15 protein-coding genes are annotated in these 15,742 nt (G+C 69.3%); 8 read left to right on the top strand and 7 right to left on the bottom strand.

The features are described 5' to 3' along the window. Nucleotides 1–7: 7 nt before the first annotated feature. The 3 genes from AB0F17_RS40130 to AB0F17_RS40140 form a co-directional block, all read right to left on the bottom strand. Nucleotides 8–613: a response regulator transcription factor gene (locus tag AB0F17_RS40130; RefSeq protein ID WP_358034121.1), complete on the bottom strand. Its 606-nt coding sequence runs from the start codon at nt 611–613 to the stop codon at nt 8–10. 113 nt (nt 614–726) lie between these two features. Continuing rightward, nucleotides 727–1,764, bottom strand: a complete 1,038-nt coding sequence (locus tag AB0F17_RS40135) for a zinc-dependent alcohol dehydrogenase family protein (RefSeq protein ID WP_214639523.1) — start codon at nt 1,762–1,764, stop codon at nt 727–729. Nucleotide 1,765: 1 nt separating this feature from the next. Beyond that, a complete protein-coding gene (locus AB0F17_RS40140; protein WP_358034124.1) occupies nt 1,766–2,596 on the bottom strand; it encodes a helix-turn-helix transcriptional regulator in 831 nt (276 codons plus the stop codon). A 112-nt stretch (nt 2,597–2,708) separates the two neighbouring features. On the opposite strand from AB0F17_RS40140, the gene AB0F17_RS40145 reads away from it, so the two are divergent. The 3 genes from AB0F17_RS40145 to AB0F17_RS40155 all read left to right on the top strand — a co-directional run bounded on the left by AB0F17_RS40145 (nt 2,709) and on the right by AB0F17_RS40155 (nt 5,947). After that, nucleotides 2,709–3,419 carry an SDR family oxidoreductase gene (locus AB0F17_RS40145; RefSeq protein ID WP_358034126.1) on the top strand — a complete coding sequence of 237 codons (711 nt, stop codon included), beginning with the start codon at nt 2,709–2,711 and terminating at the stop codon, nt 3,417–3,419. A gap of 35 nt (nt 3,420–3,454) precedes the next feature. After that, entirely contained in the window at nt 3,455–4,852 is a 1,398-nt protein-coding gene (locus tag AB0F17_RS40150) for a glutamate--cysteine ligase (RefSeq protein ID WP_358034128.1), read from the top strand. A 78-nt stretch (nt 4,853–4,930) separates the two neighbouring features. Then, complete coding sequence (locus AB0F17_RS40155) at nt 4,931–5,947, top strand: hypothetical protein (RefSeq protein ID WP_358034130.1); 1,017 nt, start codon at nt 4,931–4,933, stop codon at nt 5,945–5,947. A gap of 29 nt (nt 5,948–5,976) precedes the next feature. Here the strand turns inward: AB0F17_RS40155 and AB0F17_RS40160 are convergent, their stop codons facing one another. Then, nucleotides 5,977–6,693 carry a PaaX family transcriptional regulator C-terminal domain-containing protein gene (locus AB0F17_RS40160; RefSeq protein ID WP_358034133.1) on the bottom strand — a complete coding sequence of 239 codons (717 nt, stop codon included), beginning with the start codon at nt 6,691–6,693 and terminating at the stop codon, nt 5,977–5,979. Between the two features lie 30 nt (nt 6,694–6,723). Between AB0F17_RS40160 and AB0F17_RS40165 the strand changes: the two genes are divergently transcribed. From AB0F17_RS40165 to AB0F17_RS40175, 3 genes are all read left to right on the top strand, one after another. Then, on the top strand, nt 6,724–8,421 hold the full coding sequence (locus AB0F17_RS40165) for an acyl-CoA dehydrogenase family protein (RefSeq protein ID WP_358034136.1): 1,698 nt from the start codon (nt 6,724–6,726) through the stop codon (nt 8,419–8,421). A 225-nt stretch (nt 8,422–8,646) separates the two neighbouring features. Next, nucleotides 8,647–9,258 (top strand): DUF2637 domain-containing protein, encoded by a 612-nt coding sequence (locus AB0F17_RS40170; protein ID WP_358034139.1) that lies wholly within the window; start codon nt 8,647–8,649, stop codon nt 9,256–9,258. 87 nt (nt 9,259–9,345) lie between these two features. Next, nucleotides 9,346–9,894, top strand: a complete 549-nt coding sequence (locus AB0F17_RS40175) for an AbfB domain-containing protein (RefSeq protein WP_358034141.1) — start codon at nt 9,346–9,348, stop codon at nt 9,892–9,894. Between the two features lie 83 nt (nt 9,895–9,977). Here the strand turns inward: AB0F17_RS40175 and AB0F17_RS40180 are convergent, their stop codons facing one another. Then, a complete protein-coding gene (locus AB0F17_RS40180; RefSeq protein WP_358034144.1) occupies nt 9,978–10,610 on the bottom strand; it encodes an IPT/TIG domain-containing protein in 633 nt (210 codons plus the stop codon). A gap of 252 nt (nt 10,611–10,862) precedes the next feature. Further along, nucleotides 10,863–12,413, bottom strand: a complete 1,551-nt coding sequence (locus AB0F17_RS40185) for an LCCL domain-containing protein (protein WP_358034146.1) — start codon at nt 12,411–12,413, stop codon at nt 10,863–10,865. Nucleotides 12,414–12,609: 196 nt separating this feature from the next. On the opposite strand from AB0F17_RS40185, the gene AB0F17_RS40190 reads away from it, so the two are divergent. After that, nucleotides 12,610–12,753, top strand: a complete 144-nt coding sequence (locus tag AB0F17_RS40190; protein WP_358034148.1) for an SDR family NAD(P)-dependent oxidoreductase — start codon at nt 12,610–12,612, stop codon at nt 12,751–12,753. A gap of 386 nt (nt 12,754–13,139) precedes the next feature. Here the strand turns inward: AB0F17_RS40190 and AB0F17_RS40195 are convergent, their stop codons facing one another. Further along, complete coding sequence (locus AB0F17_RS40195) at nt 13,140–14,507, bottom strand: carotenoid oxygenase family protein (RefSeq protein WP_358034150.1); 1,368 nt, start codon at nt 14,505–14,507, stop codon at nt 13,140–13,142. A 216-nt stretch (nt 14,508–14,723) separates the two neighbouring features. Here AB0F17_RS40195 and AB0F17_RS40200 point away from each other — a divergent pair, with 216 nt between their 5' ends. Further along, nucleotides 14,724–15,695 carry a GntR family transcriptional regulator gene (locus AB0F17_RS40200; RefSeq protein WP_358034153.1) on the top strand — a complete coding sequence of 324 codons (972 nt, stop codon included), beginning with the start codon at nt 14,724–14,726 and terminating at the stop codon, nt 15,693–15,695. The last annotated feature ends 47 nt before the right edge of the window (nt 15,696–15,742 follow it).

Raw genomic sequence — 15,742 nt, forward strand, 5'->3', positions numbered from 1 at the left:
CCAGCGGTCAGATCCAGCCGGACTCGCGGGCGATGCGGATCGCGTCGATCCGGCTGCGCGCCCCCAGCTTCGCCGTACTGCGGTAGAGGTAGTTTCGGACCGTTCCTTCCGCGAGGAACAGCGAGGCGGCGATCTCCGACACCGTGGCCCCCTCGGCCGCGGCCCCGATCACGTCCAGCTCGCGCTCCGTCAGCGGCGCCTCCGGCGGGCTCATCGCGGCGATCGCCAGCTCGGAGTCGATGACCCGCTCCCCGTCGGCCACCCTTCTGATGGCGTCGGCGAGCTGGCCGGGCGGCGCGTCCTTGGCCATGAACCCCCGCACGTGCACGTCCAGGGCCCGCTTCAGCAGTCCGGGAGTGCCGACGCCGGTCAGGATGAGCACGCCGCACTCCGGCAGATTGTCGTGCAGCTCGCCGGCGGCCTCCAGCCCGTCCTTGCCGGGCAGCGCGATGTCGAGCACCGCCACGTCGGGCCGGACCGTCTTGGCGGTGCGGAGGATGTGATCACCCCGGTCGACCTCCGCGACGATCTCGATATCCTCCTCATAGGCCAGCAATGCCACGATCGCTCCTCGCACCAGATGCATGTCTTCAGCGAGCAAGGTTCGGATCACTGTTGTCCTCACGGTCAGCCAGCAAGCCTGTGAGCCACAAGTCTGACCTATCCGGCACTCGCTGCAAAGCGGCCGGCGACGTACCAAGCGGCCGGTCGGATCCCACTCACCCCCTATAGGGGAAAGCGGGGGGTGATCATCGTCACGCCGGGCACGGTGCCGATCGAGGCCAGGGCCTTGCCCGCGTCGGCGAGTCCGATGGTCCTGGTGATGAGCTGGTCGGGGTGCAGGATCCCGGCCCGGATCATCTCCATCATCGGCGCGTAGGCGTGCGCGGCCATGCCGTGGCTGCCGAGCAGCCGCAACTCGTACCCGATCACCCGGTCCATCGGCACCGGCGTCGCCCCGCCGGGCAGCAGGCCGACCTGCACGTGCCGGCCACGGCGGCGCAGGCTCTCGACGGAGGCCACGCAGGTCTGGGCGCTGCCCAGCGCGTCGAGCGACAGGTGCGCCCCGCCCCTGGTCAGCTCCCTGACCTGGGCGCCCGCGTCACCGGCCGAGCCGTCGACGAAGTGCGTGGCGCCGGCCTGCTCGGCGAGCTGGAGCGCGTCGGTGCTGATGTCGACGGCCACCACGCGCGCCCCGGCCGCGGTGGCGATCATGATGGCGGACAGGCCGACCCCGCCGCAGCCGTGCACGGCCACCCATTCGCCCGGACGCACCGCGCCCACCTGCGTGACGGCCCGGAAGGCGGTGGCGAAACGGCAGCCGAGACCGGCCGCGGTCACGTAGGCCATCTCTTCAGGGACCGGGATCAGGTTCACGTCGGCGTGGTCGATCGCCACGTATTCGGCGTAGGAGCCCCAGTGGGTGAAGCCGGGCTGGGTCTGCCGCTCGCATACCTGCTGCTCGCCGGCGGCGCAGGCCGTACAGGATCCACAGGCGCAGACGAACGGGACGGTGATCCTGGCGCCGGGCAGCCAGTCGCGCACGTCGGCGCCGACCGCCTCCACGACGCCCGCGAGCTCGTGCCCGGGTACGTGGGGCAGGACGCGGATGTCGGGGTCGTGACCCTGCCAGCCGTGCCAGTCGCTGCGGCACAGGCCCGTCGCCTCGACCCTGATCACCGCCCCGTGTGGCGCCGGCGACGGGTCGGGCAGCTCGCGCAGGTCGAGTTCCCCGCCGAACAGGTCAAACGCAACGGCTCGCATCTCATGAGCTTAGGGTGAACTGCCGCAACTCGCGCAAGGCCTGGTGGGCGGCGGAACCGGGTTCGGTCGTGTAGAGGACGAGCCGCAGGTCCTCGCGCTCGGGGATGGACAGGACCTGGCAGGTCGTCTCGATGACGCCGACCGAGGGATGGAAGACGTGCTTGAGATGCTCCCTGCGGATCTGCACCTCGTGCCTGGCCCACAGTTCGGCGAACTCGGGGCTCAGCGCCAGCATCTCCGCGACCAGCGCCTGGATGGCCGGGTCGTCCGGGAAACGGCCCGCCGCGGCGCGCAGGTCGGCCACGGAGCCGCGGGCGAAGCGGCCCTTCTCCTCGTCGATGAGGCGCTGGCCGATGTCGGGGGAGCGGAACAGCCAGCGGATGACATTGAGGTCCTCGCGCGACCGCGAGTCGAGGTCGCCCAGGAGCAGGCCCGCGAGCGGGTTCCAGACCAGGATCTCGTACTTGGCATCGACCACGTAGGCGGGCACCTCCTCCAGGAAGGCGATCAGGTGCCGGACGGCGGCGGGCACGTCGCCTCTCATCCGCGGCGTCTCCAGCGCCTGGCCCGCCAGGTTGAACAGGTGGGTGCGCTCGTCCTGGCTGAGCATGAGCGCCCTGGCCAGCGCGTTCAGCACCTGACGCGACGGGTGCGGGCCACGGCCCTGCTCCAGCCGGATGTAGTAGTCGATCGACATGCCCGCGAGCTGCGCGACCTCCTGCCTGCGCAGGCCCGGCGTGCGGCGGCGGCCGTTGTTCGGCAGCGCGACGTCCTGCGGCGTGACGCGGGCGCGCCTGCTGCGGAGGAATTCGGCGAGTTCGTTGCGGTTCATACCTCTATCCTCCGTCAGGTTCCCGCCTGCTCGCGGAGCCGTGGGTGGTACCGCCGATCCCAGGTTAGGGAGGTCTCTCACGCTCCGGCCCGGCCCGCATGAAGGTTGAGGCATGACGACAACAGCCCTCATCACAGGTGCCAACAAGGGAATCGGCTTCGAGATCGCGCGGCTGCTCGGCGAGCGCGGCGTCACCGCCATCGTGGGGGCCCGCGACGAGGAGCGCGGCAAGGCCGCCGCCGAGCGGCTCGGCCAGCCGTACGTGCGGATCGACGTGACCGACGCCGACAGCGTGCAGGCCGCCGCCAAGTGGATCGAGCAGGAGTACGGCAAGCTCGACATCCTGGTCAACAACGCGGGGATCGTGGTCTGGCAGGAGGACGGGCGCCCCAGCGCCACCGCGGCGGAGGCGCTCAGGGAGGTCTACGAGACCAACGTGTTCGGCGTGGTCACCGTGACCAACGCGCTGCTGCCCCTGCTGCGCCGGGCCGAGGCGGCCAGGATCGTGAACATGTCGAGCGGGCTCGGCTCCCTGTCCATGGCGATGGACCCGGACGGCCCCACGTGGCAGCACAACTACCTGTCCTACAACTCCTCCAAGAGCGCGCTCAACATGATCACCGTGTCCTACGCCAAGGAACTCTGGGACACGCCCATCAAGGTGAACGCCGCCGACCCCGGCTACTGCGCCACCGACCTCAACGCCCATTCCGGCTTCCGTACGGCCGAGCAGGGCGCGGCGATCGCCGTACGGCTGGCCACCCTCGACGCCGACGGCCCGACCGGCGCCTACATGCAGGATGAGGGCTCGCTGAGCTGGTGAGGTGTGGAAGGGGTGTCTCCGGACAGTAGGGAGGCATGGGACAAGATTTGGGCAAAGAGCGGTTTTCCGAGGCGGAGTACGCCCGTTTCGGGGAACGTCTCCATGAACAACTCGGCGTGCTGCGCGAGCTGCTCGACAGGCCGGGGTTCGGTGAGGGGCCGACGACGATCGGCGCGGAGCTGGAGCTGTTCCTCGTCGACGAGGCGGGCCGCCCGCTGCCACGCAACGCGGAGACGCGCGACGCGCTCGGCGACCCCCGCGTGGTGCTGGAGCTCGGCCGCTACAACCTGGAGGTCAACCTGACCCCGCTGCCGCTGGAGGGGCGCCCGTTCGAGCGGCTGGCGGCGGAGGTGCAGGAGACCCTGACCAGCGTGGACCGGGCGGTCGAGGGCGGCGGGGCGGTGCCCATCGGCATCCTGCCCACGCTGAGCCCCGAAGACTTCACCAAAGAGGCCATCAGCGACCAGAACCGCTACCGGGCGATGAGCCGGGGGCTCCGGCGGCTGCGGCTGGAGCCGTTCGTGGTCAAGATCGACGACCTGGAGCTGGCGGTCGAGGACGTCATCCTGGAGAGCGCCAACACCTCGTGGCAGGTGCACATCCGCACTCCGCCGGACCGGTTCGCCCGGCTGTTCAACGCGGCGCAGCTGGCCACCGGGCCCGTGCTGGCGGCCTGCGGCAACTCGCCGTTCTTCCTCGGCAGGCAGTTGCGGGAGGAGACCAGGATCGCGTTGATGGAGGAGGCGGCCGACGACCGGGACGTGGAACGGCGCTATCGGAAGGACGGCCGGGTCACCTTCGGCTCGGATTGGGTGCGCGAGGGGGCCTACGAGCTGTTCGAGCGGTACGTTCGGGACTACGACCCGGTCCTGCCCGAGCTGACGGACAACACCGACCCGCTCGACGTGCCCGAGCTGCGGCTGCACCAGGGCACGGTCTGGCACTGGAACCGGCCCGTCTACGACCCGTCCGGCGGCGGCCACCTGCGGATCGAGATGCGCGCCCTGCCGGCCGGTCCGTCGTGCGCGGACATGGCGGCCAACACGGCGTTCCTCATCGGGCTGACGCTGGCGCAGTCGGAGCGGGATCTCACCGCATACCGGTTCGGTGAGGCCTACCAGAACTTCTACCGCGCCGCCATGCACGGGCTCGACGCCAAGCTGTCCTGGCCGGGCAGGGACGGCGAGTTCGCGGCCGCCGACCTGGTGCTCGAGCTGCTGCCCGAGGCCAGGGAGGGGCTGCTCGGGGCCGGGGTGACGCCGTCCGACGCTGACAACGCGCTCGACATCATCCGGCAGCGGACCCGGCTGCGCCGTACCGGATCGGTCTGGCAACGTGAAACGCTGGCCAAGTTCGGTGGAGATAGGGAGAAACTCGTACGGCGCTATCGCGAGCTCGCCCTATCGGGGCAACCCGTGCATACCTGGAGTTAGCCGAACTTTCTCGCCCCCCTGTCCGTCGAACACACCACGTGTAGACGGAGAAGCGAGGAAGGTATGGCTGAGGCGGGGATGGTTCCGATCGACAAGACGCCCTTCACCTTACGCAGGGCGACGGGCACCTTAGCCGAGGGAGCGGCCAAGCTGGCCGGCGGCATCGGCGCCGTCTCCGTGGAGGCGGTGCTGGCCCAGGCCAACAGGACCGGGGTGCGCCGGGGGGCGTCGGGGGCGCTGGGCTCGATGAGCCCCAAACCGGTCGACTGGTACGCCTTCGACGCCAAGGACGAGGACACGACCGACTGGTATCCGCAGGGCCTGACCTGCGGCGAGGAGTCCGGCTCGGTGGGGGTGCCGGTGTTCGTGGCCACCTGGTACTTCAAGCCGGAGCCGCCCGTGGTCGAACGCGGGATCAGAGTGAGCTTCCTCAGCCCGCGGACGCTCAAGTACCAGCACGCGCTGCTCGTCGAGGCCAAGCCGGACGGGTCCTACGCGGCGATCAACATCCACGCGGGCGGGGTGGGCTGGCACGGCGACCTGCTCTACGTGGCCGACACCTCCAAGGGACTGCGGGTCTTCGACGTCAAGCACCTGCTCGACCTGCGCACCGCCCAGAACGACCTGGGCGATCCGACGCGTATCGGCCGCCAGGGCGGCAAGTATCACGCGTTCGGCTACCGCTACGTCATCCCGCAGAGCGACTCGTGGCGCGTCGTCACGAGCGGCCCCATCTTCTCGTTCGTCTCCATCGACCGCAGTACCACCCCGCACACCCTCATCTCCGGCGAATACCGGGAGAACGACCCCAACGGCCGGGTCGCCCGATGGGACCTGGAGCTCGGCGGCGTGCCCAGGGACGCCTACGTCATGGGCCAGCCGAAGATCCAGGGCGCGGTCTCGGCCGGCGACACGTGGTACCTCAGCCAGGCGGCCGACGGCAACACCAACGGAAAGCTGCACGTCAGCACCCCAGGAAAGCTCGTCACCCGGCCCTATCCGATCGGCCCGGAGGACCTGACCATCCAGGGCGGCAGGCTGTGGAGCGTCACCGAGTTCAGGAACAAGCGGGTGATCTTCGCCGTCAACCTGTGAGGCTCCTCGCCGCGTGGGGTGCCTCGCCGTCAGTCCGTGAGGTGCTGGTAGAGCAGTTCGCGGTAGTGGCGGTCGAAGTCGTCGTACCGGGCGCGGAGCCGGCCACCCGGCCAGTCGCCGGGCAGCAGTTCCTCGGGCAGCAGCGGGTCGGCCAGCAGGTGGCGTACCACCGCCGCCGACAGCAGGAACCCCTCTCTCAGGTCCCCGGCCTGGTCGAGCGCGCTCTCCAGCCGGCGTGCCTCGGCCGCCCAGCCGTCGAGGTCCCACAGCAGCGGCGTGGGGTCGCCGTGCGGGCGGCCGTCGATCAGCGTGCACTGCGCGGCGACGCTCTCCGGCCACTTCCGCAGCAGGTTGGCCGGGCGCAGCCAGGTGCCCTCGCGCAGCTCGGCCAGGCGTAGCGCGGTCATCGTGTGCCGGAACGCGGCCCGGTCGGCGGGGGCGCGGCGCTCGGCGGTGACGATGGCGATCTCCCAGGTGCCGTCCCACGGCCTGGTGTGCGGGTCGCGGCTCTCGTCCTGCCGGCCCTGGCGCTCGATGAGGCGATGGGACAGCGTGTATCGGCCGCGGGACTGGACCAGGTCGCCCGCCGCCACCATGCGCGACAGCGCCACCCGCACGGTGCCCTCGGCGATGCCGAACAGCGCGCCGATGCGCACCAGATGGCGGGCGGCCAGCTGCGGCGGATGGCTGCCGAGCAGCGCGCTCAGCACGGCCGACCGAGCACTGAGATTGTTACGCTCTTCCATCGCGTGTCGAGTATATGTAATGTCCGAAGCATGGGGCGTTATCTCATCGAATCGTTCGACAGCAGCGACCGTTACGCGACCGAGCGCTATCAGGGCGCGGCGGGGCGTAACTGGTGGAGCTGCGATCCGACGCTGCACCTGCTCATGCGGCGCCACCTGGGCGACGGCTTCGCCTGGGCCACTCCCTACCTGGAGAAGCTGGGCGCGCTGATGGGTGGCACGGTGGCCGAATGCGCGGAGGCGACCGACCGCAACCCGCCGCGGCTGGAGAAGTACGACAAGTGGGGCAGGGACGTCAGCGAGGTCGTCATGCCGCCCTCCTTCCACACGGCCCGCGACGCGCTCATGGCGAACAACTTCACCTCCCCGGCCTTCGCCGACGAAGCCCGGGCGAACGGCGCGAACCCCGCCGCCCTCGCCGCGGCCTGGACGTACCTGCTCGACCAGGCTGACATCGGGATGGGCTGCGCGCTCGGCACCGGCGGCGACATGGTGGTCTCCCTGGCCGAGCGGCACGCGCCCGAGGACGTGCGGGAACGGGTGCGGGCGATCTTCGCCAACGGCTTCTACTCCGGCGAGGCCGCTCAGATGTTCACCGAGCGGACCGGCGGCTCCGACCTGGCCGCGCTGGAGGCGACGGCCGTGCCCGACGGCGACTCCTGGCTGGTGTCCGGGTTCAAGTGGTTCGCCTCGAACGCCAACGGCTCCGCCTTCGTGGTGCTCGCCCGGCTCCCCGACGGCGCCGTCGCGCCGCTGCTGGTCCTGTGGGAGCGCCGGGACGGCTCGCGCAACGGGGTGCGGATCAGGCGGCTGAAGGACAAGCTGGGCACCCGTTCTGTCGCGTCGGCCGAGGTGGAGTTCGCCGACGCGGAGGCGTTCCTGCTGGCCGGGAGCGGCTCCGGCTCGGGGCTCGGCACGATGATGAAACTCACCAACTCCTCCCGGCTCGGCGTGGCGATGATGGGCCTCGGCGTGGCCAGGCGCGCGCTGGTCGAGTCGCTCTGCTACGCCAGGGCCCGCGAGGCGTTCGGCCGGCCGCTCATCGAGCAGCCGCTGATGCGCCGCAAGCTGGCCGAGCTCATCGTCGAGGTCGAGGCGGCCCAGGCACTCGTCTTCGACGGCCTGGTCGGCCCGCGCCTGCGGCTCGCGCCCGCGCTGATCAAGCTACGGGCGGCCCGGCTCGGCGTCACGGCGGCCAGTGACGCGATCGAGGTGCACGGCGGCAACGGCTACATCGAGCAGTGGCCGGTGGCCAGGCTGCTGCGCGACGCCCAGGTCAACCCGATCTGGGAGGGCGGCGACAACATCCTCTGCCTCGATGTACGGCGGGCCATGGTGCGCGAGCGGGCCCATGAGCCGTTCCTTGACCGGCTGGCAGTCGCTGTCGATCAGGGCCCGGCGGGCGATTCCGCGACCGTGGATCTGGTTCGCGGCGGGATCGATGACCTGCGGAAGGCGATCACCGCTTGGTCTTCCCTGGATGCTCCCGTGGCCGAGGCACGGCTCTATCCGCTGGCCCAGCTCATGGCCGATGTGTACGCGGCGGCTGTGCTGCTGGAGCAGGCGGGGTGGGAGGAACGGGCCGGCTTCGGCGACCGGAAGGCTCTGGTGGCTCGGCAGTATGTCGAATCGCACCTTGTGGACAAGGGTCCGCTGCGCGGCATCGACCGGCCGACGGAGGATCTGGAGCGCTTCGACGATCTTCTTTCTGGGACGTTCACGGGCTGAGATCGGGTCGTCAAATCCGGTGGCCTTGGCGCTTGGCCACACGGGTGGCGTCGCCGCAGCGGGACAGTCAGCGCGGTGAGCGCACGCCAATGTTGGTGCTGGCGATGACTCCGCATGCGGCCGGGTCCCGGGCGGCGGGCATAGGGGTTCAAGCCGGAGGGGGGAGTCGAACCAATTGCACACCACTTCACCCTCACCACCAAGTTCCTGTTGGGCCAGGGGTGAATGGTGGAGCCGGACCTTCTTGCGGTGCGCAATATCCAGCGTACGACCATCGGCGGGGTTGTGCTGCTGGCCGGGATCGCGGCCGTCGTCTCTTTCCGTCACATGCATGAGCTGTGCCTGCGTCATGGTGAGGACCATTTCGCGGCGGTGCTCATCCCGCTCGCGGTGGACGGCGCCATCGTTGTCGCGTCGATGTCCATCCTCCTGACCAACCGGTACGGCTCCCGCGGCGGTGCATTGGCTTGGGGCCTTCTCGTGGTCGCCAGCCTGGCCAGTCTCGGCGCGAACATCGCGGTTGCCGAGCCCGGCATGATCGGCCACATCATCGCTGCCTGGCCGAGTGCCGCTCTTATCGGCAGCTATGAGCTGTTGATGTCCCAGGTCCGTCGGCTTTCAGTGACCTCGAGTCGTGTGCAGGACCGCGAGGAGACGCTTGCGGCCGGAGGATTGGACGTTCCTGAGGCCGGAGCGGCCATACCGCGCTCATGGGGCGTCGACGAGGGGAATCGCAATGCCCCCTGGCGCCAGCCCCGGTGTTCTCCAAGATCACCAACAACGCCGGACGCCCAGTATGGGTTGGCGCGACACAGCATCCTTCCTCATTTGATTTGAGTAGGGGATTACTCATGCCGGGAGAGACGCCGCCGCCCCAAGATGACCTCGGGAATCAACCGATCAACAGGAAACGGTGATTTCGTGATGTCCTCTCACATCTCATGGCGCCAGTTCGTCGTGGCGGTCGTGGCATGCGCCAGTGGAGCGACCCTGTGGATGCCCACCGCCGCCCACGCCGCGAACTACACCATGTTCAAGCCGGCCAACATCCCCGGGTACTGCATACGGCATGCCTACTGGCTAGGCGAGATCTCGCCCTGCCCCACCGGCTCCGATGCGGACTTCGCCTTCCGGCAGGTGCCAGGGCTGGCCAGGTTCATCGTCAGTGACACGAACGGCCTCATCTCGTTCGAGTCGAAGAACTTCCCCGGCTGGTATCTGCGGCACGAGTACGGCCGGATCAAGCTCGCCCAGGTGCCCTCCGGCGGTGATGACTCGTACGCCCTCTTCGCCATGGACGCTTCGTTCTACCGCAAGCCCGGGCTGTCGGGCGCGTCCGGCGGCGTGTCCTTCAGGTCGTGCAACTACCCCACGCAATGGCTACGCCATTCCGACTACCACCTGTGGATATCTGAGCAGACCTCGTGGAACCTCGCCAACGATGCGACCTTCCAGGTGGTCGCCGCCCCGTAAGAGGGTTTATGCAGGCGGCCCGGCCTCCAGGAGACGGGGCCGCCGTGCGGCTGGAGCCGCGCGTCCCGGCTCCGCACCAGTGGTTAGGCGTAGGTGAAGCCGTTCGCCTTCGACGCCGGGCCTGCGTCCGTGGTGACCTGGACGGCCACCGCGCCAGCGGCGTGCGCCGGGGTCTTGCACCGGATCGTGGTGTCGTCCACCACGACCACGTTGGTGGCGGCCGTACCGCCGACCGTAACCGTGGAGCCGGGCGTGAAGCTGCGGCCCCTGATGGTGAGGTCGGTGCCGCCCGCGACCGCGCCCGTCGCCGGGGACACCGACTCGATGGTCGCGTCGGCGAAGCACCAGTCGAACACCGACTTCCGTACGACGCTGCCCGCGGTGAACCGCACGCTCATGCGGCCCTCCGGGAACGCTGTGCCGTCCGGCCGCGTCCCCTCGTACAGGTCCTCACTGACCTTGATCAGCGGGTCCAGCTCAGTGAACGCGGCCGTCTTGGCGGTTGCCGCAGTCTTGTTGAGCTGCGCGTAGGCGTTGCCGCTCTTGGCGTACAAGGTCATCTCTACCCCCGATTGTGGTGTGGGGGTGGCGGGCGGGTCGGTCGGCACCAGGACGACCACGCGCGGCGCCCACAGCGTCATGTAGAGCAGCAGGAGCGCCGCGCCGATCATGGCACCGATCACGAAGCCGACACGCCACCAGATCCCCGAGTCCATGGGGCGGGAGGATGTACGACCTGGCGGCTTACGTCATCTCGGCATCTGCCACATGGCCCAGGACAATGGCCACGATGGACGGGATGCCGAACAGGCACCAGCGGACGACGAGCCCGATGATGAGGCTGGCGACGGCGACGCCTGACGTCGGCTGCGGGGGCAGGTGAACGACCTGCTGCGGATGGGCCGGAGGGTGATGGTCCTCGTCTCTCGTAGGGAGAGTGCATATCATCTCCGTCCATGAATGGGCATTCAGGGGAACACGAAGCTGCCTGACCATTGTGCCCAGGTGGAGCTTCGGACGCTGTTGCGTTTCGCCGAGCCGTAGCTTTCTTGTCCGGGGCGGATTTCGAAGGTGACGGGGCCTCCGTTTTGGAGGGTGATGATGCCGGCGTGGACGGCGGCGAGGCCTATGGAGGAGTCGTCGGTGTAGATTTCGTCTCCCCAGACGTCTCCGGCGTCACTGTGTGTTCCGCCGGGTGGGTAGACGAGGGTGAACACTTCGTAGTTGCGGCCCTGAAGGTCGGTCGCCGTGACGTTCCAGTTCGCAGTGCCGAGGTAGACCGCCGCTGGCTCCAACGAAGTCGGGTGCGCTCTTCCTTGCTGCTCGGAGAAGACGAAGCTGCCTGACCATTGTGCCCAGGTGGAGCTTCGGACGCTGTTGCGTTTCGCCGAGTCGTAGCTTTCTTGTCCGGGGCGGATTTCGAAGGTGACAGGGCCTCCGTTTTGGAGGGTGATGATGCCGGCGTGGACGGCGGCGAGGCCTATGGAGGAGTCGTCGGTGTAGATTTCGTCTCCCCAGACGTCTCCGGCGTCACTGCGTGTTCCGCCGGGTGGGTAGACGAGGGTGAACACTTCGTAGTCGCGGCCCCGAAGGTCGGCCGCCGTGACGTTCCAGTTCGCGGCGCCGAGGTAAGTCGTCCCCGCCACCGGCTCATCCGCCGGCACCATATGCCGTGTCCGCGCGATGGGCGGGTGCTGCTCGTGGGAGGCGGCGCGTAGCCGGGCGGCGAGCGCGGTGGCGTCGTCCGGACGGTGGGCGGGGCTCTTGGCCAGCAACTCCATGACGATTTCCGCCAACGCGGCGGGGATTTCGGCGCGCAGTGCAGCCGGCGGGACGGGCAGCCGGGACAGGTGTCCCGCCAGAATTTCGACAGGGGTCTCTCCGGGGAACGGCGGCTGCCCGGTCAGCAGGTGGTACAGGGTGCAGCCCAGCGAGTACAGGTCCGCACGCCCGTCTACTGCTTCGTTCGAGAGCTGCTCGGGAGCCGCATAGAGCAGGGAGGCGAACCCCTGGGCGGTCACGCTGGTGGTGGCCCCGGCGGCTCGCGCGATCCCGAAGTCGCAGACCTTGATCCGCCCGCCGTCCAGCAACATCAGATTGGCGGGCTTGATGTCACGGTGCACGATCCCTGCGGCATGCGCCACCGCCAGCGCGTCCGCCACCTGTGCACCCCAGTCCGCGACCTCGTCGATCTCCAGCCCCCGGGGGTTCGCATCCAGCACCGTTGCCAGGTTGCGGCCGGAGAGTAGCTCCATCACCACGAACCGGCAGGAGACGTCGACCCCCACGTCGTGCACCACGGTGATCCCTGGATGCGTCAGCTTCGCCCCGAGCTTGGCCTCGCGTTCGAAGAGCCGAGCAGCCTGCCCGTCCCTGTCTCCGGCCCCCAGCAGGATCTTCACCGCTACCTCGCGTTCCAGACGCTCGTCGACGCCCTGCCAGACCTCTCCGAAGCCGCCCGCGCCCAGCGGATGGACCAGCCGGTACCGCCCCGCCAGCACTCGCCCTGGAACGATCATGCGCCACCCTCCACTCCCAGGCATGGACAGTCCGAGCATGCCCATCGCCATGACATGCCGCCAGCCCTGCATTCGCGCTCCGGCTGATGGCGAGTTCGCGCTGCCCACACGCCGAGGTTTCGGCCATATTCTGAAATGTCGTTCTCGTCTCATGTAGGAGATTCCTGAGCCGGCAAGGATCCCAGAGAGAACAGCCATGGACGTACTGGAAGGCAAGGTAGCAGTCGTTACCAGAGCCAGCAGAGGCATCGGCGCCGCGATAGCCGGACGGCTGGCCGCCGAGGGTGCGAAGGTCGTCATCGCCGCCCGTACTGTGGAGGCGTCGCAGAGCCGTCTCTAAGGGACGATCGGCGACACCGCCGCGCAGATCGAGGCGGCCGGCGGCACCGCGTTTGCCCATGCCACCGACCTGTCGCGAGAGAATGACCGAGAAGCACTCAAACAGGCGGCCGAGCAGCGTTTCGGCCCGGTCGACAGAGCGTCAAGCAGCAGGTCATCACCGACGAGCAGTGGCGGCACGCGCGCGATCTGGGATTACCACCAGATGCACCACGACCTGCGCCGGTGTGATGTGGCCATCGGCCTGGGCAGCCACGACCTCGGGGTCGCGCGCGCGTAGGCATGGGCGAGGTTGTGTCATGGTCGAAATGGCAGGGCTTGGTCATGGTCCTCGACTGTGGTTGATGGGGTCGGTCGCGAGTTCGCCGGGGCGTTCGTCGCTCGGCTTCAGGCGTCGGGAATCCAGTTGCCGTGGAAGCCGAGCGGGACACGCACGGGCAGGTGGACCCGGGCCACGGGCGGTCCTGTGAAGTCCTGGGCCGAAAGGATCACCAGGTCGGAGGCGCCCCGCTCGGGATCGGCGACGTAGGCCATCAGGTAGCCGTCGTCCTCCTCTCCGCCGCCGGACGGGTTGGCGACGAACGCCGCTTCCCCGACAGCGGCGTCGCGTGCGAAACCGTGCACCTCCGTCATGCCACGCCGGAGGTCGTGCTTGATGAGCGCGTTGGTGAACGCCTCGTCGGGGTGCGGGCCGTCGGGTGTGAACGGCACCCCGTACACCGGGCTCACCGCGGAGTAGCCGTAGCGGTACGGGCGAGAGGCGAAGGCGTCGTTCACGCGGGGGAAGTCCTGAGCCCGGTCGTCGACGCGGCGCTGGTCCACCCTGCCGCTCACCGGATCGATGGTCCAGCGGTCGAGCGTCGGCGCGATCGCGCCCGGATCGGTGACGTCGACCGGCCCTTCGGACCTGATCAGGTCGACCGTGATCGCGGAGCCGTCGTCGTAGGCGTTGAGCACATGGCTGACATAGAAGGACTCGACCGGCAGCCAGCGAATGCCACCGCCCGTCCGGGGCAGCACGCCGACGCGCGCCTGGTGCCCCGGATCCCACCGGAACAGCATCGTTGTCATGCTGAACGTCAGCGGGATGTCGAACACGATGACGTAGTTCTCCGACAGCGCGAAGTCGTGCAGGAACGGGGTATCGCCGGACAGCGGGATGTCCGTCACACGGGTCACCGTGCCGGCGGGGTCGGTGACGATGTACTGCGCGAACGGCCGTCCGATCACATAGGCCAGGGAGTGCAGGTCGCCGGTGCGCGGGTCTACCTTGGAGTGCGCGTTGGCGCTGGAGCCCTCGGGCGTGGCGGCCATCGGGCACGCTCCGATCGTGTCCAGCTCGTAGCCGAGCTCGTGCGGGAGCCCGCCGGCCTCGACGAGGGCGAGCGTGCGGCCGGCGTGGCCGATCACGTGGACGTTCGGGGACGGAGGCAGGAACGCGGGCGGCTCCTCCCCGCGCCGCAGCCTGTCCAGGGCGTCGGCGACCTCTGTCGAGCGGACCCAGCGATTGCGGTACCACTCGGCGCGGCCGTCCCGGATGCGGACGCCGTGCACCATGCCGGCGCCGAAGGCGTAGAAGTGGGTGGCGGGATCCTCCACACCTAGTGGATTGGGCCCCATCCGGAGATATCGGCCCTCGAGGTCCGCGGGCAGGCGGCCGGTCACGGGCAGGTCGTAGGCGGTGACTTCCTCCTTGACAGGGGCGAAGTGGCCTTCGAAGTAGCGGTCGCGTCGGTCTTCGGTGGCGTTCTGCACGCTCTTCCCTTTCTACGGTACGGCGTACGAACGGAACGGTACCCTGCGCATACGTGGTGACCAGCGGTTCAGCGGGCGGCAATCGCTCCTGTGCTAGGCCACGATTCAGCGCTTTCACCGCCTCCACCAGGCAGGTGATGGCGTCCTTCGCGGGGGGACAGCCGTACCCTCTGTACTAGGACAGCAGCCCCTTCCGGCATGAGGAGACGATCGAGCATGGACCGCTCCGGCACTGCGCCGCCGTACCTGCGGATCGTCAGTGAGATCAAGCGGCGCGTCGAGGCCGGCGAGCTGCGTGCCGGCGACCGCGTTCCCTCCACCAGGCAGGTCGCCGAGCAATGGGGGGTGGCCCCCGCCACCGCCGCCAAGGCGCTGAACACGCTGCGGCAGGAGGGAGTGGTGATGGCCATTTCCCGCGTCGGCACCGTCGTGGCGGAGCCCGCGCCCCGCTCGTTCCCGCCCCCCAGGGTGCCGAGCGCCTCGCGACATAAGGAACGGCGACAGCCCGCCCCTTCGACCGTCCACGACGGCAAGCGGGAGCGGATGGTCCGTACGGCGATCGCCATCGCGGACGCCCAGGGGTTCGACACGGTGTCCATCCGCAGCGTCGCGACCGCGCTCGGCATCCCCACCATGTCGCTGTACGGGCACGTCCGCGGCAAGGAGGAGCTGGCCGCGCTCATGGCCGACACCGCGTTCGGCGAGCTGGAGCTTCCGGCGACGCCCCCGGCGGGCTGGCGGAGGCGGCTGGAACTCGCGGCCCGCCTGCAGTGGCGACTCTATCTGCGGCACCCCTGGCTGCCCCGGCTCGTCTCGCTCACCCACCCGCAGCCCACGCCCAACATGCTCAGGTACGGGGACTGGGGGATGGGCGTCGTGCGCGAGCTGGGGATCGATCCGGATGCCGGCCGGTTCGTGTGGTGGGCGGTGACCAACTACGTCCGGGGGACGGCCACGAACCTGGAGCCGCAGGCCGAATCGGAGCGGCATACGGGCCTGTCCACCGGGGAGTGGTACTCCGCCCACATGCCGAGATTCCAGGCCGGCCTGCCCTCCGGCGCCCTCCCCACGCGCGTGGCGCCCGCGGGTGATCAGTCGGCCTTCGACCTGAACGGGTTCTTCGAGAGCGGCCTGCAGCTCCTACTGGACGGAGTCGCCGTGCTGATCGGCCGGCAGCGCCTACCGTAGGAACGCGCTTCGCGATGCCCCCGCGCATCCGCCGCTGGTGCGCGGCA

The organism is Nonomuraea sp. NPDC026600, assembly GCF_040638335.1.
GTDB lineage: Bacteria > Actinomycetota > Actinomycetes > Streptosporangiales > Streptosporangiaceae > Nonomuraea.